Origin of the sequence: Microbacterium sp. ZW T5_45, assembly GCF_044987415.1 — a bacterium.
Taxonomy (GTDB): Bacteria; Actinomycetota; Actinomycetes; order Actinomycetales; family Microbacteriaceae; genus Microbacterium.
In genome coordinates this window covers 38,573-55,658 of record NZ_JBJDRJ010000007.1, presented here as the reverse complement: position 1 = coordinate 55,658, position 17,086 = coordinate 38,573, and the positions used below count along the sequence as shown (strand labels likewise).

Here is a 17,086-nt window from a genome sequence, read left to right as displayed (position 1 = left end):
CATGTCCGCGGACTACGTTCCCAAGTTCACCCCCGGCGCGGCCGTGACCTACACCGCTGAGGCCGACGTCACCGCCGGTCGTGTGGTCGAGGTCACCGGCGACCGGCAGGTGTCGCACGCCAGTGCCGCCTCGACGAAGGCAGCAGGTGTCGCCGCACGCGACGCGAAGGCTGGCGAGCAGGTGCTCGTGCACCACCTCAACGGTCAGGTGCACCGGCTGATCGCGTCCGGTGCGATTGCGGCCGGAGATCGGGTCGCGACCGCGGCCGACGGCAAGGTGGCGACCGCCACCGCGAACACGGTGGGCCTCGCACTCACGTCGGCGGCTGCGGCCAACGACGTGATCGAGGTCCTGAGCTGAGAAGGAGGCGGACATGGGCTACACCTACCCGCAGCGCCACAAGGAAGGCGCGCTGACCAAGGAGGAGCTCCAGCTCCTTCTCAAGTCGAAGACGCTCATCGGACGTCGTCTCGCCGACCTGACGAAGGAGAAGTTCCTCGCGGACTACCTCCTGTCTGGCCGCTACGACGCGACCGGCGGCGGTGTCTTCTACGAGACCGAGACCGAGGACCTCTACACCGACGAGGATCCCGAGGCGATCGAGCCCGGCGGCGAGTACCCGCTGATCACGCTCGACGAGGGAGTGCCGTCCGCGGCCCGCACCGTCAAGTGGGGTCAGGGCATCGTATTCACCGACGAGAAGATCACCCGCGAGGGTCGTCAGTACGTCGAGAAGGGCCTGCGTCGGATCGGCAACACGATCGTGCGCCACACGGACCGCTCGGCGTGGGGCGTCATCGCGTCCCGCGTCACCAGCACCCACGCCGCCTCGGCGAGCTGGACCACGGCTGGCGGGATCATGCGCGACATCCTCACCATCCAGAACGAGCGCGCCGAGCTCGCCACCGGCCTCGAGCTCGACGTCGCCGCCCTCTCTGGCGCGCAGTTCGCCAAGCTCATCGGCATTCTCGTCGACGACAAGGCGCTGCCGCGGGAGCAGGCGAACATCGTGCTCACCGGTTCGATCCCGGTCAGCGCGTACGGCCTGACGTGGCTTACGTCGCAGCACATCACGGGCTCCGACCCGTGGCTGTTCGACGTCGAGCAGCTCGGCGGTATGGCGGACGAGAAGATCCTGTCTCCGGAGTTCGCCCCCGCGGGCAACACCGGCGTCGAGGCATCGACCGACCGCCACACCCAGGGCGAGAAGGACGGCTACCTCGTCCGCGGCCGCCGGAACACGGTCGCCGTCGTCACCGAGCCCCTCGCGGGCGTGCGACTCACGGGGACCGGTCTCTGATGGCCGAGGCGAAGCCCGGGCGGGGCAAGTTCAAGGTCATCGGCCACGTCGCGGTCGTGAAGATCCTCGACGGGTCCGAGCGCTACCTCTACCGCGGTGCCGTCTTCAACGCGGCGCAGGTCGACGAGTCGCGCGTGAAGCACCTCCTGAGCGTGGGGCTGATCACGAAGGTCGCGGACGCCGAGCCGTCCGCCGCCGAGAAGGCAGCTGCCGCCAAGGCGGAAGCCGAGAAGAAGGAAGCGGCCGACAAGGCCGCCGCGGAGAGGGCCGCCGCCGAGAAGGCAGCTGCCGCCACCAAGTGAGCCAGGGGGCGATGGACATGACCATGACACCGAACGACATCGGTGGCGACGAGAGCACCGCACGGCGCGTGCTCGTTCTGGCTCGGTCCATCGCCCCCTGCATCGACTCGTTCACTGAAGACAGCGAGCAGAAGAAGGACGCGATCGCGATCCTGCAGGGCGTGCTCGGCGAGCTCCCCGCCCCGGGATCGAAGCGGACGACGCAGTTGTCGCGGAATGGCACCTCGATGTCGTTCCGCGACATCGCATCCGCCTTCGACGACGACGCCAGAGCGAGCCTGCAGGCGCTCTGTTCCGCCCCGACGTCCGGCGCCCAACCGGGCACCGTGATCGCAGGGAGCTTCCCGAAGGCGCGTGCGTTCGAGCGCGTCTGGCCCGAAGGGGAGTACACGTGACCTGGCCGGGCTTCTTCTACCCGCACCGGGTGCTCGTCCGCGACTACCTCGGCGGCGGCGGCATGGGCGCCAGCCACGGATCGTCGCGCGCCCTCGACGCCGAGGTGAAGGACATCCGGCAGCTCGTTCGTGACCGCGACGGCGCCGAGGTCGTCTCGTCGTCGCAGGTCACCGTCCCGCTCGGCTCGAACGTGCAGCTCGGCGCGCGGGTCACGGTGTGGCCCGGCCGCCCGAACGAGCGCACGGCGACCGTCCTCTCCATCGGAGACAACGACAACACCGACACGCTCCTGGACTCACACCAGGTGCTGTACCTGACCTGATCGGGGGCCGCCGTGAAGATGTACGTTCCGATCCTCACGGTTTTCGAGCAGGCCGCCGTCGACGGGCTCAAGGAGGCCGCCGATCAGACGCTCGAGCTGTCGAACGCGAAGGCACCGAAGGACGACCTGGACCTCGTGAACTCGGGGAAGGTGACGGTCGACGACCTCACCGTGCAGGTGTCGTACGACGCCGTGCACGCCCGGTTCCAGCACGAGAACCTCGACTACGAGCACGCCGACGGCGGCGAGGCGAAGTTCCTCGAAACCGCATCCGATGAAGTCGACGTCGAAGCGATCGCCGCGGCGTCCCTCCGGAAGAAGCTCGGATGAGCGACGCCGAACTCACGAAGCTGCTCTGCACGCTGCTCGGCGACATCCCCGGCTGGACCTGGCGCGAGACCGCTCCGCCCTACGCCGCGGGGGAGCGCGCGATCCACTACGGCGCGATCCCCGCATCCCCAGACGTCGGCATCGGCGTCCGCGTCTACTCCACCAGTGACAACGCGGTGAACGGCCTCGCGTCACGGCGCGCACAGATCCGCTTCCGCGGACGCCCCGGCTACGTCGACGACGCCGACAACATGGCGCAGCTCGCGTTCCTGCGCCTCCAACGACTCTCCCGAGTGGGAGGGATCAGCGACATCCGTCGCGACTCCATGACCCCACTCGGGGCCGACAAGAACGACCGCGAGCAGCGGTCGGACAACTACACGATCACTCTCGATAACCAGGAGGCATCGCGATGAGCGAAGCAGTCACCCTTCCCGCCGGCGCCACGCTCGGCAAGTCCTACGAGTACGGCCTGGACGCCAACCTCGGCACCTACGCCGATCCGATCTGGCAGCCGTTCCGCCGGATCAGCGGGTTCAACCCGACCGACACCCCGACCACCCAGGACGCGCAGACGTACGACGACCTCGGCGCGCAGAACCAGGACGTCACCGGCTGGTCCTGGACGCTCGCGTTCAACGCCCTCGTCAACCGTCTGCTGTCCTCGGGCCTGTACCTGCCCGAGATCGAGTACCTCAACGCGCGCGCCGGCGACCCCGACGCGAAGGGCGAGCTCGCTGTTGCGGACGTCCGCTGGTACCACAAGCCGGAGATGGGCACCCCGAACCCCAACGACGCGTTCCGCGGGTTCTGCACCGTCGCGAAGACCCGCAACAACACGGGCCCCGAGGGCGCGATCGAGCAGTTCGGCTACACCCTCACCGGCAAGGGCCCGAAGACGAAGATCCCCAACCCGTTCCTCGGCTGGGATGTCACCGCCCCGAAGGTGACCGGCGTCACCCCGGAGGGCGCGGGGACGACCGACATCGTCACCATCACCGGTACGGGCCTGCTCGGCGCGACCGCGGTCACGTTCGACGGTCTGCCCGCGGACGACTTCCTCCCGGTCAACGGCTCGACGCTCATCGCGACGCTGCCCTCCGACGGCGCCGGCCCGATCCCGGTCGTTGTCACCACCCCGGGCGGCGTCTCGACGGCGTTCACCTTCACTCGAGGCGCGTGACGCATGGCGTCCGCGGCTGACTTCAAGGCGTGGGCGCAGCAGGACCTCGTTATCCCGTTGGGCGACCGTACCTTCACGGTGCGGCCGCCCAGCGTGGACGATGCGGGGAAGCTGCTCGCGTGCGCCGTGCGCGGTGAGGTGGTCCTCGGCATCGTCAAGGGGCCGATCCCTGACGAGGTGCAGGAAGTGCTCGACAGCATCGAGCCGGGCGAGCATCCGGCGCTCGGCGACACCTACCAGGAGATGGTGGACGCGAAGCTGTCGCCGGTCACCATCGACCGGTTCGCGTACTACGCGATCTTCTACTGGGCGCGCGGCGAAGAGTACGCCGACCGGCTCGCCCGGATCCTGTTCACCCCACGCGACATCGCCGGGGACGCATCCGCGGAGGGCGGCGGCGACCGCCCAAAAGACTAGAGACGGCCGAGGACTACGCCCCGTGGGGCATCGGCGAGCCCGATGCTGACGGCTGGTACCCGGACTACCGGCCCATCCCCGAGCACCTCAAGCCCGAGGCACCCGGCGCCCCGGCCGTCTCGACAGAACCACAGCTCGACCTGTCGCTGCTCGCGATCGTCACGAACTGGCGCGTCGTCGTCGCCGAGCTCATCCGCAACGGCATCGACCTGTACGACCCCGCCGTGCGCGCCCGGCCCTGGCCTGGCGTGCGCACGGCGATCTTCGACCTGATCGACACGCCGGGCTCGCGTCTGCGCACTGCTCTCACCCGGAGGTGATCCCGAATGGCCCTTCGCGCCGCTGAGATCGAGACTCTGTTCACCGCCAACGTCGATGACATCGCGAAGGCCGAGAAGACGATCAAGCAGGTCGGGAAGACCGTCGAGGGCAACCCGATCAAGATCGAGGCCGACACGTCGGACGTGCTCGCCGGCATGGACCGTGTCGAGGGCGAGGTCAAGCGCCTCGTCTCCGCAGACACGGTCGTGAAGCTCGATGCGGAGATCTCCCGCGCCGAGACGAACATCGAGCGCACGAAGGCCCGCATCGAGGACCTGCAGGTGAAGGCCGACGCTGGCCTCGATGTGACCGCGGACACGAAGCGTGCCGAGGCTGCCCTGTCGAAGGCGGAGCGCAGCCTGAAGGGTCTCACCGAGGCTCGCGCGAAGATCGACGTCGACGCGGACACGACCGAGGCTCTCGCTGCTCTGCAGAAGGTCGCCGCGGAGAAGCGTGTCGTGTCTGCCGACGTCGTCGCGAAGGTCGATGCGGACATCACCTACGCGCAGAAGAACGTCACCCGGATCCGCGCCGAGCTTGAAGTGCTCGCCTCGCAGGAGGCGACCCCGCAGGTGCTCGTCGACGTGTCGAAGGCGGAGTCTCGCCTCGAGGCGGCGGAGAAGAAGCTGCGGGGGCTTGAAGGCGCGCGCGCGAACATGGAGGTCGACGCCAACACGTCGTCCGCCGAGGCGGAGCTGAAGAAGCTCCCCGACGTCGCGAAGGGCGCGGGGGAGAACTCCGGCCGTAGCTTCGCCGGGTCGCTCGATTCCGCGACCCGTGGGGCTGGGGAGAAGGTCGGCGCCGTCGTCGGCGGCGAGGTCGAGTCCACGCTCGTCGACGCGCTCTCCGCGATCCCGGTCGCCGGTGGCATCATCCTCGCGGGTGTCGCGATCGGCAAGGCGATCACCGGTGCGATCAACGATGGGCTCGCGGTCGAGAAGAACCAGGACCGACTGCAGGCCCTCACCGGAATCACGGAGGCGGACGCGTTGCGCCTGTCCCGTGCAGCAGGCGAGGCGTACGCGAACAACTTCGGCGAGTCGATCGAGTCGAACATGGACACGACGCGACTGGCGCTGCAGTTCCGGATCCTCGATCCGAACGCGACGACCCGTGACGCGCAGCTCGTCGTGCAGGGGCTGTCCGGTATCGCCGACGTGCTCGGTGAGGACGTGCGCCCCGTCGCGCAGGCCGTCACCCAGCTGATCTCCACAGGTCTGGCGAAGAACGCGACACAGGCATATGACCTGATCGCAGCCGGAGCCCGGAACGGGGTGAACCGCAACGAGGACCTGCTCGACACGCTCACCGAGTACCCGTCGCTGTTCCAGCGGCTCGGCCTCTCCGGTGAGGAAGCGCTCGGGCTTGTGAGCCAGAGCATGCAGGCCGGCGCGCGCAACAGCGACCTCGCGGCCGACGCGCTCAAGGAGTTCCAGATCCGCGCGACTGATGCGTCCACGGCATCGGCTGCTGGATTCGAGGCGCTTGGCCTGAACGCCGAAGAGATGACGGCGAAGATTGCACGCGGCGGCACTGACGCCCGTGACGGTCTCGACGCCGTGCTCACGAAGCTCCGCGAGACCGAAGACCCAGTGGTCCGGAACGCGGCCGCCGTCGCCCTGTTCGGCACCCAGGCGGAGGACCTCGGCGAGGCGCTGTTCGCGATGGACCTGTCCAACGCTGTGGAGCAGCTCGGCGGCGTCACCGGCGCCGCGCAGAAGATGTTCGACACGCTGAGCGACAACGACGCGTCGAAGATCGAGCAGGCGCAGCGGAACATCGAGGTCGCTGCGGACGGGATCAAGGGCGCACTGGCGACCGTGTTCGCTGAGCCGCTCGGCGACTTCGCCGACTGGGTGTCGCAGAACCGCGGCCCCCTGCTGCAGTTCTTCTCCGACCTGGCGAACGGGGCGATCGACTTCGCGATCGCCGCCGTCGAGGGCGTCAGCTCCTTCGTCTCTGGGCCCCTGGCCGAGATGGTCGAGGGGCTTGCCGTAGCGATCAAGTTCTTCAACTGGGGAGCAGACACCTCGGAGCTCGACAAGCTCGCCGAGGGAATGCGTGGTTTCGGGGACGAAACCGACACCGTGATCGACAGCCTCGAGGGTATGCGCGGCCAGTTCAACGGCTTCATGGATGGGCAGGTCGCGCTCGGCTACGTCAACGACGCAGCGCTGCGCACGGCAGATGCGATCTCGAAGGTCGGCTACGCCGCCGAGACGGGCGCGTCCCTGATGGACCAGTTCACGGTCGCGCAGGACGGATCCGTCAGTGCGAGCGGCGAGCTTCAGAGCCAGCTCGAGGGGTCGGCTGCCGCGTTGCAAGCGGAGTACGACGCGGCAGTTCTCGCCGGGGAGTCTCAGGAGAACCTTCAGGGCCGGTACGACACCACGTCGGCCGCGTTGATGAACCAGCTGACGGCGATGGGTCTCACGCAGGAGCAGGCGCAGTCGCTGATCAACACGGTGCTGAAGACTCCGACGGATGCGTACACCCGATATGCGTCGAACGCGGAGGCTCAGGCCGCGGTTGTCGACAATCTCACGCAGAAGGTCGTGCAGATGCCGGACGGGTCTTTCGTGATCGTCGCGAGCACGGGGCCTGCCCAGGCCGCGGTGAACGAGTTCGTTCGGCAGAACTCGCAGAAGGTCATCAGCATCGCGATCCAGGGCATCCAGACCGCGACCGGCCGTGCATACGGCGGTCCGATCTGGGGTCCCGGTGGGCCTCGTGACGACGTGATCCCGATCATGGCGTCGAACGGTGAGCACATGCTGCCCGCTGACGAGGTCGCGATGGCTGGCGGTCATGCGGGCATCTATCGGATCCGTCAGGCGATCCGTCAGGGACTCAGGCTCGCCGACGGAGGGCCGGTGTCAATCGATGACGCCACATGGCGGATGCCGGCGGTCCCTGCCGTGTCGTCGACCGCGACGCAGGCCGCCGCTCCGATCGTCGTGTCGAGTCCGACCCTCCCGGACGGGCTGCGATTCGAGCTCGTCTTGGAGGACGGGTCGCGCCTGTCGGCCTACGTCCGTGCCCACGCGGGTGCGGTCGCTGAAGAACGCGGGCGGACGGTCGCTCGTGACATTCGGTCTCGGAGGAGGTCTGACGGATGAGCACCCTCACCCCGTTCACGGACATGGATCCGGTGCCGCGCGTCCTCATCGACGTGCCGGTGTCGGAGTTCCCCGCGGGGTCGGTGACCGTCTCCCTCACGCGCACGGCGGACGGGCGAACGATGGATGTCCGCGGTGGTCAGCGGATGCCCAGCGGCTCGCCCGTCGTCGTGCTCGACCCCGAGCCGGCATTCGGCGTGCCGAACGTATACACCCTGATCGGCCGCGACGCTGGCGGCGTCGTCGTCGGGTCGTGGCCGCTCGGGTCGGTCGTCGTCGCGTTCGACGGGGTAGTGATCCAGCAGCCGCTGGACACACGTCTCGCCGTCCGCGTCACCCGCCTCGCAGGCACCGCCCGAGAGCTGATCCGAGAGACTCCCGGGGAGCTCGTCTACCCGCAGGGGCAGTCGCTTCCTGGGCTCGTGGGCCTCGGCCCTCGGCGTGGCCTGCGGGACGTAGCGCTCGCGTTGAAGGTCGCGAGCGGCGCCGATGCAGACATGCTGCAGGCGACGCTCGGCACATACGACACCCGGCAGCTCCCAATCTGGCTCGTGCGCACGCCTCCGGGCCAGAGACTTCCACGGATCCTGTTCTGCCGCGTCGGCTCCCTACGCGAGCTCGACGACTCCTGGTGGACGGGCGCTGTCCGGTTCACCGCCGTCGTCACCGAGGTGACGCCGCCGGCACCGGGCATCGCGGGAGTGGCGCTGACCTACTCGGACGTGAAGGTCTTCTACTCCACCTACTCGGCGGTCAAGGCCCGTTACGCGACCTACTCGGACGTGAAGCGCGACACCTCGCTGATCGGAGCTGCGGATGCGTAACGCCTCGGAACAGCTGCTCGAAGTGCTGGAGTACGGGGACTACGACGTCTTCTGGGCGGCGGACCTGCTGTACGACAACTCGCCTCGAGCTCAGAACCTGAAGGTGCTGGAGCCGAAGTTCTCGTGGAGCCGGAGCTCTCAGATCGAGGGCAAGGGCACGTGCGAGATCCTCTGGGACGACATCTTCGGGCAGTCGATCGTGCCGCGAGAGATCGGCGATCTGTTCTCCCCGTTCGGGGCTGAGCTGCAGGTCGACGTGATCGTCTCGACGGGCGAGTTCGAAGAGCGAGTGTCGATGGGGCGGTTCGTCCTCGACTCGGTGCCGGCGAGCGTCGAGTACGCAATCCAGCATCCGCACGGCGGCATCCCCGTCGTCGCCGAGTCCCGGGTATCGCTCGACCTGGCGGACTACTTCCTCCGGATCGCGCGCGACTCGTTCGCGTTCCCGACGTCGCCGCAGTCCACGTCGATGTGGGATGAGGCGCAGCGCCTCACAGGACTGCCGGTGTTCAAGTCGATCCCGGACCGGGTGCTGCCGACGAACCTCGCCTACGAGGACGACCGGCTGAACGCGCTCGAGTCGGTGTTCAGCCCGTCGAACGCATGGCCGTCGCTCACCCCTGCGGGCGCGCTGACGGCTCTGCCGAAGGACTGGACGGACCCGGTCGGACGCATCGAGCGGGTGCTCGATGTGTCGTCGGAGATGCGGTCGGAGAACGTCTACAACCGTGTCGTCGTCGAGGGGAAGAACCCGGACACGTCGGGGCCGCCGCTGATCGCGGTCGCGGAAATCACGGACGGGCTGCTCCGCACCCGCAACGCCGACGGGTCACGGTCGCCGTTCGGTGGGAACACGTACCCCTACCGATCCGACTTCCTGACGACACAGCAGCAGTGCCAGAACTACGCGGACGAGCTGCTGCCGAAGGTGTCGCGGATGCGCGCGATCACTCGCACGATCGAGATCCCGTTCAACCCGCTGCACGAGGTCGGCGACGTGAACGTGCTCGTCGACCCGACCCGGCAGGGCGAAGAGTCCATCGTCCGGATCACGGCTGTGTCGCACCCAGGGGGCGCGACGACGACCTTGCAGGTGGAGGTGACCGAGTGAACGAGGAAGCCGACGTCATCCTGCAGGGTCTCGACGCACGTGACCCGGTGCTCGTTCGCAAGGCGACGTTCATTCAGCTCACCTCCACCGGTGACGCGCTCGTGGAGATGATGTCGAGCCGGTTCACCGCCGAGTTCGGTGCCGGGTTCATCCCGGCCGCTGGAGAGACCGTGCGGATCATCTCGATCGGGGCACGGCACCTGATGTTCCCCGCCCGGCCGCTTCCGGGCGTCGGCACGATCATGACCGTCTCGAACGGGATCTGCACTGTACAGACCAGCACCGGCACCTACCAGATGCGGTACGTGTCACCCACGGCGCCGACGTCAGGGCAACAGGTCGGGATCAGCTGGTCCGAGGTGCCATTCGTGATCGGACCATTCTCCGGTCAGGATCCGCCCCCGCCACCGCCGCCGCCGGACCCAATCCCGCCAGCGGTGCGGTCGGCGGTGTTCAGCCCGATCGATACCGGTTCGCACAACAACGGCTCGTCGAACTACTGGCAGCCGCAACCTTGGGCGTCGGACTCCACTTTCGGGGGCTGGTTCTACGGCACGCAGATCCGAGACACCATCCCCGCGTCGGCGACCCTCGTGTCGCTCGAGTTCTTCGTCGCCTGGGCATCGCGGTACGGGTCCGCCCCGAACTTCGGTCTGCACCCGCTGGCCGAGAAGAACGGACAGCTGTCGTTCACCGACGTCACCGCCTGGACTCCGGGCAGTGACTGGCAGACCCCGCCGAACGCCCAGGCATGGTTCAACGCCCTGAAACAGGGCGGCTCTCGTCTCGGGGTCGGTCTCAGCCACGGCGGTTTTAACAAGTTCGCATCACGCGCGCAGAACGCCCTCTCGGGCGCGCTCCGCATCTCTTGGAGGTCCTGATGGGCAACACCCTGAACGCATATGGCAAGCCCGTCTACACCGACGCATTCAACCTGCCGCTGGACCTGCAAGCGGCCGTCGATTTCGCTGACGAGTTCGCGAACGTCCGCCGCGGCACGTCCGCACAGCGGCAGGCGCTCGTGTCCGGGAAGCGTCGCGCGGGCATGCTGTGGGTCGAGACGGACACAGGCAGCATCTACCGCTGCGACAACGCCCTCGCCTGGGTGCTGGTCGTCGAACCAGAGCTCCGCCCGGGCAGCGTCGTCGGCGGCACGGTGGACTCGTTCGGCGGCATCGTGCCGACCTCCGGCGGGACGACCGTCCGTGTGAACAACGTGTTCTCGTCCCGGTTCCGCATCTATCGGATCAACTTCTGGCTGTCGGTGTCCACGGACACGGGCGGTCTTGGTGTGAACCTGGTTGCTGCTGGTGCGCCACATACGGCGGCTAACCATCATTCGGAACGGCTCGTCGCGAACGGTGCAACGGTTACAGCGTCGAGTTCGAGCGGTTCGAACGCATGGTCAGGTTCGGGAATTACTGGGTCGAACCTGTCGGGGGAGTGGATCATCCGTAACCCCGCGACCACCGGCATCAAGTCGTTCTCTGCGGACGCATCACGTGCCCCTGGGCTTGCGTTCTCGCAGGAGCGCGCGTGGCTTGGCTCTGCTGACTCCACCATATTCGACGGGTTCCAGTTCAACGCTTCCGCGGGCACGTTCCTCGGCGGCTACGTGAAAGTGCAGCCGGTCGGATGAGCTACAAGAACGGCGAGATCCCTCTCGACAAGCTCGTCCACCTCGGCGCGAATCACTACCTCCCGCCCGGCACCGCCGCGCGTTGGCTGTGGTTCGTCGCCGAGGGGCAGAAGCGGTTCGGCGTCACCTTCCGAATCACCCCTGACCGGGACGGGCTCGGCGGATGGAACGCCTACCGCCCCCGAGCAGCGCAGGCCGCATACAAGAAGGCTCTCGGGTCACGCGCCGCGGCGGTCGGGTACTCCACGCACGGCGGTGTCGTCGGCGGCGCTGTGGTCTTCGCGATCGACGTCGACAACTGGCAGGCCGTGCCCTGGGCGAACTTCCGCGACCTCGCGAACGAGGCCGGATTCCGCACGGACTTCGTGTCGCCGTCCGAGCGGTGGCACATCGGCGACTTCAACGACGGCTGGGTCATCCCCGCTTTCACCCAGGCGACGCCCGTCGCAACCGCACCTGATCTGTCCGAGGAGGACGATATGCAACTCATCCGATGGAACGGCCAGCACGTCTTCGGCATCGGCCGGGAAGCCGTCTGCCACGTGCCCAACCCTGCGACGCTCGCGCTGCTCGAGAAGGTGCACGGCAAGGCGAAGGACGTCGGCAACGACGGCCTGACCGCGGAGCTGAACTTCGCTGGCGTGCACTGGGACGCGGTCGACGCCGTGCTCAACGGCACCGGGCCGCTCTCCGGCGGCAAGTACTGGTCACGTCTCGCTGCTGAAGGCATCGCGATCCGCGACACGCAGGCAGCACAGTCGAAGACCATCGCTGACGTTCTTGCGACGGCGAAGGGCATCGAGTCGGCGACGGCATGACCCCGCCACCCACCACGACCGGCACCCACCAGACCCAGCATTCCAACCGGATAGCTCGGGTCTGGTGGGTGGTCGCAGCGATTGGGGGCGGGATCGCCGTCGCGATCGTCGGGGTCGCGCTGGTCGCATCGCTTCGATCGGGGCGGGAGATCGATCCGAACCAGATCATGCTCGCGCTGATCGCCTTGCTCGGCAGTCTCGGGGCGCTCATCGTTCCGAAGCTCAACGCGGTCGGGAAGAACACTTCGGAGACTGCGGAGCACGTCGTGAACTCCCACACGCAGAAGAACCTCCGCGACGACATCGACGAAGTCCTACAGATCGTGAAGGCCACCGCGACCCGCATGACAGGCATCGAGGAGACGCAGCGCTTCCAGAGCCGCGACATCCTCGGCATCCGGCAAGAGATCGGTCAGATCCGTCAGTCCGAACGCGAGCAGTGGGACGCGATCGAAACCACAGACCGCCGCACTAGGCGGCAGAAGGAGAACCCCTCATGACCGACATCATCGTCAACCTCGACGTGCCGCAGCTGCTGAACCTGCTGCTCGCTGTCGTCTTCCCCGTGCTCGTTGGCCTCGTGACCACGAAGGTCACCGCGAGCACCCTCAAGGCGGTGCTGCTCGCCACGATCAGCCTCGCTTCCGGCCTCGTGTCTGCGCTGCTCGCCGCGGTCCTCGCTGGCGCCCCGTTCGACATCATCACTGCGCTCCTCACGGGTCTCGCGGCGTGGATCATCGCGATCGCCACGCACCTCGGCTTCTGGAAGCCGTCCGGTGTCACCGAACGCGTGCAGACGGTCGGGTCGGGCGAGCTGCGCCGCGACCGCCGCAGCCTCCGCCAAGACGTCAACGCCACGCAGGCCACCCAGATCGCGAACGCGCACCGGATCGAGTGAGTCCCCCCAAGATACGACCTACCCCCTCACCTTGCCTGCGGGCCGGGTGAGGGGGGCTTCGTCGTTGACCCCTCCATGACCCCCTGATGGGTCACCGATAGCCGCGATCATGCGGGTTCGGACGTGTGTCCCCCAAAGTACCTACATCGGCCCTCTTGCACCGTTCGCTAGCTTGAGCGGCACAACGAACCATTGGGGGTTTCAGAATGGCAAGAAGCAGTGAGTCGCGCGCGTCAGGGCGGACGTGGCGGATGCGCGTCGGCGCGGCAGTAGCGGGACTGGGGATCGCCCTGTCGGCGCTGGCAGGGACGGGTGCGGCGTCCGCGTCGACCGAGCCCGAACCGCTCCCATCGCCGTCGCTTCCGGATGCGCCGATGGGCGGCATGGTCCCGATGCAGAACACCGGCACCTTCAAGATCTGGACGCACATCCAGGACTACGGATGGACGACGATGGCCGGGTCCAAAGGCCTCGGCCTGCGCCTGGAAGGGATCCGCATCTACCAATCAGGTGACAAACCCATGTGCTTGCGAGTGCACGTCGCGACAATCGGATGGCAGGCGGCGAAGTGCACATCGACGTCGAACCGGCAGATCACGGTCGGGACCGAAGGCCGCAGTCTCGCGATCGAAGCGGTCGAGGCGTGGACCCCGGGGTACAACATGGGCCTCACAGCGCACATCCAGAACATCGGCGACGTGACCGCGCGCAGCACCAAAGCCGGTGGCCATGTGACGGTCGGGACGACTGGGCGCGGGCTGAGGATGGAAGCCATCTCATTCGCACCGTACAACTGGTAATCCGGCCCTGAACAACATTGACCCCCACCTCGCTTAGGCAGGGTGGGGGTCTCGTTTATTGGGTATGGTGTTGCTCGTGTCTGTGTCGGAGGGGTTTGAGCGGGTAGTAATCCGCTTCAATCCGTTCGGCGTCGAAAGCCTACGAAACTCAGTGCGAAAGCAAGCGCTCGGAGACCTCGCGAAGGCTCGTCCCGTGAAGTACGGGGTCTCAGTGTTCGGAGATGTCATACGTGATGACGAAGACATGGACTCAGCTGCGGACCGGCTATGCAGCGAGATCACTCACAACGTTGCGGGTGGAGATCGGATGACCGTGACCACCGAGACTAGGCTCAGGGAACGGGGCTACGCTTTGCATGAAGCGGTCCCGCCCGAGAAGCACTATCTGGTCGGAGGATCGGACCTGGCGATCGAGCCGGATCTCGATAGTCTGGCCGAAGAGTTTCAAGACCGGCGGCGGAACAACCCCGCATTCAAGGAGAGGTAGAAGCACATGCCTACCGCACGAGTCGTGATCGATCTCAACTCGGTCGACGAGGATGGCGAGACTGTAGTCTTCCTGTCTGACGTCAGCGGGGGAACTCTAAAGAAGGGGTTCATGGTCGAAGCCATCGAACCAGAAGACAAGCTTTGCGCTCCCGCCCGCGTGTCTTCCATTCGTGAGGATCTCGGGATCGCCTTCCTGCAGGTCGACTGGAAGTCTGTTCGCCGGGACCAGGGCCAGGGCCTCAGGTTCGGACTCAATAAGAACGGGTGGGCCACTGCCACCTCTGCTGCACGAACGCAGCGTGCCCGGTTGACGACTTCGCGAGGAGCTTCTTCTTCGGTTTCCTTGCGACAGACCCAGAACGGGGCGAGTTGAATGCATGTCTCTTCGCTCATTCTCTGTGACGCTGCCACCGTGCGGGAAGGGCTGATCAACGTCATCGGTGGAGGATTGACCTACATTCGTCGCCCGAGCTACCCTGCACCTCTCGTCTGCGACATCGCTCTGACGATCAGTCATCGCGGATCTGCCGATATCGGGCTGAAGGTTGTGCTGCGAAAGGACGGCGAGCCGCAGCCGCTGAGTGAGTTCGAACTCGAAGGTGTTGCCGAGGCATCTCCCGAGATGCCTCGCAATGCCTACACGTCGACTTCGTTCGCGATCGATGCGCGGGCGCTCGCTATCCCCGGGCCTGGTGACTACACCTTTACGGCGACGGTAAAGGGGGGCAAAGGGATGACCGTTTCCTTCGGTGCCCAAGAGGACCCATCGCTTGAGAACCAGTTCTCGGTTCGTTAGGTCGTAGCTTCTGATCCCCACCTAGCCTTCGGGCAGGGTGGGGGTCTTTCGTCGTTTCGGGTTCAGGCTTCCCGCACGGAGAGCAGCTGCCATCCGTCGGGCACGAGCTCTCGCACGCCGTCGATGGTGTCGGCCTCGATCTCGGTGACCTCGTCGCGCCGGCTGAATGTGCCGGTGGTCTTGATCAGCGCGGCACCCTTGATCATCTCGGCGGGTGCGACGGTGAGCTCGTAGCCGGGCTTCCGCTGCTGCTCAAGCTGTTCCTGGACGTCTTCGAGAGTGGTGCCGGTCACCTCGACCGTGTAGGAGCCGATGGGGCGGATCATGCCGATGTACATGCTGTTCAGCCTAGGGTCGGATCGCGGAACCCGACTGTCGACGGGGGTGGCTCGTGGCGTCGGCGCTGGCCGAGCGCGATCGCGTCGTCCATGTCGAGGGGGAGGGCACGCAGTGCGGTCGTGAGGGTGCGGGTGTGGTCGTCCTCGAAGTACCCGATCCACGTGCCCACCTCGTCGGCGAGGATGTCGAGGCGGTCGCCGGCGATCTGCCGGAGCTCGTCGATCACAGGGCCGGGGTCAGACGTATACCGGTTGCGGGACATCGTCGCGGAGAGGCGGATGCTCAGCAACGTGTCGGGGTGCAGGTGTTTCGGTTTGGGCATGGCCGGGCTCGCTTTCTCCGGCCGAGACGATGAGCCTACGCCGGAGCAGGGACATCAACCACCGTGGATGCCGGGACCGTCGAACTCCGGTGGGACCACGACGGTCGCGAGCTCGTCGCTGATGTCGATGACGTGCCCGCATCCGCCGCAGCGGAACCCGCGCGCGTGCTCACGCATCACCGTCCCGCAGTTCGGGCAGTGCGGCTGAGTCTCAGCGTCCATCCGCACAGCGTATGTCGGTGGCCGTCGCCAGGGTAGGTGCCATGACGCCAGCAGAACTCCTGGCCTTCGAGGCCACCTACCCGATGTCCACGCCTGACCGCGACGAGCGCATCCGCCGAGAGCTCGGCATCACGCCAGTGCGGTATTACGCCTTGCTCGATCGCGCGGCCCGTTCGCTCGAGGGGATCGCAGCGGATCCGTTCACTGCCCGGCGGGTGAGAGAGCGCGCGGACCTGAGGGCACGACGCCGGGAGGCCCGGACGATGCGCGTTCCGGTGCTCGCGGTACCGTGAGGCATGCGAACTTCTGTCTCAGCGGCCGTCGCCGCCCTGGCAATCCTCACGCTCACCTCGTGCTCGGCGCCGTCGACGGATGCCGCGACGCCGTCGCCCACCTCGACAACGACCGCGACGGTGGAGCTGTCGACGCCCACGCCCACGCCGACACCGACCCCCGAGGCTGCCACCGTCCCGAAGGAGTGCACCGACTACGTCCCGAGCACCCCGTCAGACACGAGCCCTGTCGGACTCGCTGGAGCCACCGCGGTGATGCCCGCCGGCGTCGTCCTCAACCCCGGCTTCCAGATCATCGGGTCCACGGACGATCCGGGCCGCGTCGAGGTCGTCGCGAGGATCTGCAGCTCCGGAGTTGACCGTGACACGCTCATCGAAGCGGGCAACTCGATTGCGCGGGCGATCTACGCTGACCCTTCGCACGACACGGTCACGCTACTGATGATCTCGTCGTACGTGCCCACAGGGGACTACCTCGACAAGCAGCCCAACCTCGACACCATCAAGACCGACTATGAGCTCTACCTCTGGGATGCCGACGGGGACCGCCTCGCGAGCAACTGGAAGTAGCGTCCAGGCGGCCTCAATCGTGGGCACAAAATGGGCACGCCTTGCCCTACTCGACCCACTCCCTGCCCCTCCGTAACCCCCTGTCTCCCCGCATGATTACGCGGGCGGAGCCTGAGGGCGGAGGTTCGGGCAGAGTTCGATTCCCCCCAGCTCCACCAGGTCGCTGTCGCAAGATCGACCCCCGGGTTCCCCACGAGAGTGTGGAACCCGGGGGTTTTTCTCTGCCATCCCGGCCTGTGCGCACACTCTGCGCGCTGCGCGGCGACGAACACGA

Annotated in this window: 26 protein-coding genes; 23 read left to right on the top strand and 3 right to left on the bottom strand. The window is 66.9% G+C overall.

The genetic code is table 11. From position 1 onward, the window contains the following. Position 1 precedes the first annotated feature (1 nt). The 21 genes from ACI3KS_RS05150 to ACI3KS_RS05050 all read left to right on the top strand — a co-directional run bounded on the left by ACI3KS_RS05150 (position 2) and on the right by ACI3KS_RS05050 (position 15,066). Positions 2 to 361, top strand: coding sequence for a DUF2190 family protein (locus ACI3KS_RS05150; RefSeq protein ID WP_404915896.1), 360 nt, complete (start codon positions 2 to 4; stop codon positions 359 to 361). Between the two features lie 13 nt (positions 362 to 374). Further along, on the top strand, positions 375 to 1,301 hold the full coding sequence (locus ACI3KS_RS05145) for a hypothetical protein (RefSeq protein ID WP_404915894.1): 927 nt from the start codon (positions 375 to 377) through the stop codon (positions 1,299 to 1,301). After that, the gene (locus tag ACI3KS_RS05140; protein WP_404915892.1) at positions 1,301 to 1,603 is read left to right on the top strand and encodes a hypothetical protein; all 303 of its coding nucleotides are present in this window, start codon (positions 1,301 to 1,303) and stop codon (positions 1,601 to 1,603) included. Before ACI3KS_RS05145 ends, ACI3KS_RS05140 begins: the two co-directional genes overlap by 1 nt. 17 nt (positions 1,604 to 1,620) lie before the next feature. After that, a complete protein-coding gene (locus tag ACI3KS_RS05135; RefSeq protein WP_404915890.1) occupies positions 1,621 to 1,998 on the top strand; it encodes a hypothetical protein in 378 nt (125 codons plus the stop codon). Next, on the top strand, positions 1,995 to 2,321 hold the full coding sequence (locus ACI3KS_RS05130; protein WP_404915888.1) for a hypothetical protein: 327 nt from the start codon (positions 1,995 to 1,997) through the stop codon (positions 2,319 to 2,321). The genes ACI3KS_RS05135 and ACI3KS_RS05130 overlap by 4 nt, the downstream gene beginning before the upstream one ends. Before the next feature lie 12 nt (positions 2,322 to 2,333). After that, positions 2,334 to 2,651, top strand: coding sequence for a hypothetical protein (locus tag ACI3KS_RS05125; RefSeq protein ID WP_404915886.1), 318 nt, complete (start codon positions 2,334 to 2,336; stop codon positions 2,649 to 2,651). After that, positions 2,648 to 3,067 (top strand): minor capsid protein, encoded by a 420-nt coding sequence (locus ACI3KS_RS05120; protein ID WP_404915884.1) that lies wholly within the window; start codon positions 2,648 to 2,650, stop codon positions 3,065 to 3,067. Before ACI3KS_RS05125 ends, ACI3KS_RS05120 begins: the two co-directional genes overlap by 4 nt. Next, positions 3,064 to 3,834, top strand: coding sequence for a phage tail tube protein (locus ACI3KS_RS05115; RefSeq protein ID WP_404915882.1), 771 nt, complete (start codon positions 3,064 to 3,066; stop codon positions 3,832 to 3,834). The genes ACI3KS_RS05120 and ACI3KS_RS05115 overlap by 4 nt, the downstream gene beginning before the upstream one ends. Before the next feature lie 3 nt (positions 3,835 to 3,837). Then, positions 3,838 to 4,251, top strand: a complete 414-nt coding sequence (locus tag ACI3KS_RS05110; RefSeq protein ID WP_404915880.1) for a hypothetical protein — start codon at positions 3,838 to 3,840, stop codon at positions 4,249 to 4,251. A 326-nt stretch (positions 4,252 to 4,577) separates the two neighbouring features. Beyond that, the gene (locus ACI3KS_RS05105) at positions 4,578 to 7,691 is read left to right on the top strand and encodes a phage tail tape measure protein (protein WP_404915878.1); all 3,114 of its coding nucleotides are present in this window, start codon (positions 4,578 to 4,580) and stop codon (positions 7,689 to 7,691) included. Next, positions 7,688 to 8,515 carry a hypothetical protein gene (locus ACI3KS_RS05100; RefSeq protein WP_404915876.1) on the top strand — a complete coding sequence of 276 codons (828 nt, stop codon included), beginning with the start codon at positions 7,688 to 7,690 and terminating at the stop codon, positions 8,513 to 8,515. The genes ACI3KS_RS05105 and ACI3KS_RS05100 overlap by 4 nt, the downstream gene beginning before the upstream one ends. Further along, complete coding sequence (locus ACI3KS_RS05095; protein ID WP_404915874.1) at positions 8,508 to 9,626, top strand: hypothetical protein; 1,119 nt, start codon at positions 8,508 to 8,510, stop codon at positions 9,624 to 9,626. Before ACI3KS_RS05100 ends, ACI3KS_RS05095 begins: the two co-directional genes overlap by 8 nt. Then, positions 9,623 to 10,507, top strand: a complete 885-nt coding sequence (locus ACI3KS_RS05090) for a hypothetical protein (RefSeq protein WP_404915872.1) — start codon at positions 9,623 to 9,625, stop codon at positions 10,505 to 10,507. Before ACI3KS_RS05095 ends, ACI3KS_RS05090 begins: the two co-directional genes overlap by 4 nt. Beyond that, a complete protein-coding gene (locus ACI3KS_RS05085; protein ID WP_404915870.1) occupies positions 10,507 to 11,265 on the top strand; it encodes a hypothetical protein in 759 nt (252 codons plus the stop codon). Before ACI3KS_RS05090 ends, ACI3KS_RS05085 begins: the two co-directional genes overlap by 1 nt. Continuing rightward, complete coding sequence (locus tag ACI3KS_RS05080; protein ID WP_404915868.1) at positions 11,262 to 12,083, top strand: hypothetical protein; 822 nt, start codon at positions 11,262 to 11,264, stop codon at positions 12,081 to 12,083. The genes ACI3KS_RS05085 and ACI3KS_RS05080 overlap by 4 nt, the downstream gene beginning before the upstream one ends. Continuing rightward, on the top strand, positions 12,080 to 12,583 hold the full coding sequence (locus ACI3KS_RS05075) for a hypothetical protein (protein WP_404915866.1): 504 nt from the start codon (positions 12,080 to 12,082) through the stop codon (positions 12,581 to 12,583). The genes ACI3KS_RS05080 and ACI3KS_RS05075 overlap by 4 nt, the downstream gene beginning before the upstream one ends. Further along, positions 12,580 to 12,981 (top strand): hypothetical protein, encoded by a 402-nt coding sequence (locus ACI3KS_RS05070; RefSeq protein WP_404915864.1) that lies wholly within the window; start codon positions 12,580 to 12,582, stop codon positions 12,979 to 12,981. The genes ACI3KS_RS05075 and ACI3KS_RS05070 overlap by 4 nt, the downstream gene beginning before the upstream one ends. Before the next feature lie 206 nt (positions 12,982 to 13,187). Next, positions 13,188 to 13,781, top strand: a complete 594-nt coding sequence (locus ACI3KS_RS05065) for a hypothetical protein (protein ID WP_404915862.1) — start codon at positions 13,188 to 13,190, stop codon at positions 13,779 to 13,781. A gap of 76 nt (positions 13,782 to 13,857) precedes the next feature. Beyond that, on the top strand, positions 13,858 to 14,268 hold the full coding sequence (locus ACI3KS_RS05060; protein ID WP_404915860.1) for a hypothetical protein: 411 nt from the start codon (positions 13,858 to 13,860) through the stop codon (positions 14,266 to 14,268). Positions 14,269 to 14,292: 24 nt separating this feature from the next. Beyond that, positions 14,293 to 14,643 (top strand): hypothetical protein, encoded by a 351-nt coding sequence (locus ACI3KS_RS05055; protein ID WP_404915858.1) that lies wholly within the window; start codon positions 14,293 to 14,295, stop codon positions 14,641 to 14,643. Continuing rightward, the gene (locus ACI3KS_RS05050) at positions 14,644 to 15,066 is read left to right on the top strand and encodes a DUF6941 family protein (RefSeq protein WP_404915856.1); all 423 of its coding nucleotides are present in this window, start codon (positions 14,644 to 14,646) and stop codon (positions 15,064 to 15,066) included. It begins immediately after the preceding gene. Between the two features lie 62 nt (positions 15,067 to 15,128). On the opposite strand, the gene ACI3KS_RS05045 is transcribed toward ACI3KS_RS05050, so the two are convergent. The 3 genes from ACI3KS_RS05045 to ACI3KS_RS05035 are packed head-to-tail and all read right to left on the bottom strand — an operon-like array spanning position 15,129 to position 15,949. Beyond that, complete coding sequence (locus tag ACI3KS_RS05045; protein WP_404915854.1) at positions 15,129 to 15,404, bottom strand: hypothetical protein; 276 nt, start codon at positions 15,402 to 15,404, stop codon at positions 15,129 to 15,131. A gap of 5 nt (positions 15,405 to 15,409) precedes the next feature. After that, entirely contained in the window at positions 15,410 to 15,727 is a 318-nt protein-coding gene (locus ACI3KS_RS05040; RefSeq protein WP_404915852.1) for a hypothetical protein, read from the bottom strand. Positions 15,728 to 15,781: 54 nt separating this feature from the next. Further along, positions 15,782 to 15,949, bottom strand: a complete 168-nt coding sequence (locus ACI3KS_RS05035; protein WP_404915850.1) for a hypothetical protein — start codon at positions 15,947 to 15,949, stop codon at positions 15,782 to 15,784. A 41-nt stretch (positions 15,950 to 15,990) separates the two neighbouring features. Between ACI3KS_RS05035 and ACI3KS_RS05030 the strand changes: the two genes are divergently transcribed. Next, complete coding sequence (locus tag ACI3KS_RS05030) at positions 15,991 to 16,242, top strand: DUF3263 domain-containing protein (RefSeq protein ID WP_404915848.1); 252 nt, start codon at positions 15,991 to 15,993, stop codon at positions 16,240 to 16,242. 3 nt (positions 16,243 to 16,245) lie between these two features. Then, positions 16,246 to 16,812 (top strand): hypothetical protein, encoded by a 567-nt coding sequence (locus ACI3KS_RS05025; RefSeq protein WP_404915846.1) that lies wholly within the window; start codon positions 16,246 to 16,248, stop codon positions 16,810 to 16,812. Positions 16,813 to 17,086: the final 274 nt, after the last annotated feature.

Excerpts from the sequence above, each read along its gene's own strand:
- ACI3KS_RS05070 (WP_404915864.1), top strand. The coding sequence starts at position 12,580 with ATGACCGACATCATCGTCAACCTCGACGTGCCGCAGCTGCTGAACCTG.
- ACI3KS_RS05065 (WP_404915862.1), top strand. The coding sequence starts at position 13,188 with ATGGCAAGAAGCAGTGAGTCGCGCGCGTCAGGGCGGACGTGGCGGATG.
- ACI3KS_RS05075 (WP_404915866.1), top strand. The coding sequence starts at position 12,080 with ATGACCCCGCCACCCACCACGACCGGCACCCACCAGACCCAGCATTCC.
- ACI3KS_RS05115 (WP_404915882.1), top strand. The coding sequence starts at position 3,064 with ATGAGCGAAGCAGTCACCCTTCCCGCCGGCGCCACGCTCGGCAAGTCC.
- ACI3KS_RS05100 (WP_404915876.1), top strand. The coding sequence starts at position 7,688 with ATGAGCACCCTCACCCCGTTCACGGACATGGATCCGGTGCCGCGCGTC.
- ACI3KS_RS05045 (WP_404915854.1), bottom strand. The coding sequence starts at position 15,404 with ATGTACATCGGCATGATCCGCCCCATCGGCTCCTACACGGTCGAGGTG.
- ACI3KS_RS05095 (WP_404915874.1), top strand. The coding sequence starts at position 8,508 with ATGCGTAACGCCTCGGAACAGCTGCTCGAAGTGCTGGAGTACGGGGAC.
- ACI3KS_RS05085 (WP_404915870.1), top strand. The coding sequence starts at position 10,507 with ATGGGCAACACCCTGAACGCATATGGCAAGCCCGTCTACACCGACGCA.
- ACI3KS_RS05140 (WP_404915892.1), top strand. The coding sequence starts at position 1,301 with ATGGCCGAGGCGAAGCCCGGGCGGGGCAAGTTCAAGGTCATCGGCCAC.
- ACI3KS_RS05135 (WP_404915890.1), top strand. The coding sequence starts at position 1,621 with ATGACCATGACACCGAACGACATCGGTGGCGACGAGAGCACCGCACGG.
- ACI3KS_RS05110 (WP_404915880.1), top strand. The coding sequence starts at position 3,838 with ATGGCGTCCGCGGCTGACTTCAAGGCGTGGGCGCAGCAGGACCTCGTT.
- ACI3KS_RS05145 (WP_404915894.1), top strand. The coding sequence starts at position 375 with ATGGGCTACACCTACCCGCAGCGCCACAAGGAAGGCGCGCTGACCAAG.
- ACI3KS_RS05150 (WP_404915896.1), top strand. The coding sequence starts at position 2 with ATGTCCGCGGACTACGTTCCCAAGTTCACCCCCGGCGCGGCCGTGACC.
- ACI3KS_RS05035 (WP_404915850.1), bottom strand. The coding sequence starts at position 15,949 with ATGGACGCTGAGACTCAGCCGCACTGCCCGAACTGCGGGACGGTGATG.
- ACI3KS_RS05025 (WP_404915846.1), top strand. The coding sequence starts at position 16,246 with ATGCGAACTTCTGTCTCAGCGGCCGTCGCCGCCCTGGCAATCCTCACG.
- ACI3KS_RS05050 (WP_404915856.1), top strand. The coding sequence starts at position 14,644 with ATGCATGTCTCTTCGCTCATTCTCTGTGACGCTGCCACCGTGCGGGAA.
- ACI3KS_RS05120 (WP_404915884.1), top strand. The coding sequence starts at position 2,648 with ATGAGCGACGCCGAACTCACGAAGCTGCTCTGCACGCTGCTCGGCGAC.
- ACI3KS_RS05040 (WP_404915852.1), bottom strand. The coding sequence starts at position 15,727 with ATGCCCAAACCGAAACACCTGCACCCCGACACGTTGCTGAGCATCCGC.
- ACI3KS_RS05105 (WP_404915878.1), top strand. The coding sequence starts at position 4,578 with ATGGCCCTTCGCGCCGCTGAGATCGAGACTCTGTTCACCGCCAACGTC.
- ACI3KS_RS05080 (WP_404915868.1), top strand. The coding sequence starts at position 11,262 with ATGAGCTACAAGAACGGCGAGATCCCTCTCGACAAGCTCGTCCACCTC.
- ACI3KS_RS05030 (WP_404915848.1), top strand. The coding sequence starts at position 15,991 with ATGACGCCAGCAGAACTCCTGGCCTTCGAGGCCACCTACCCGATGTCC.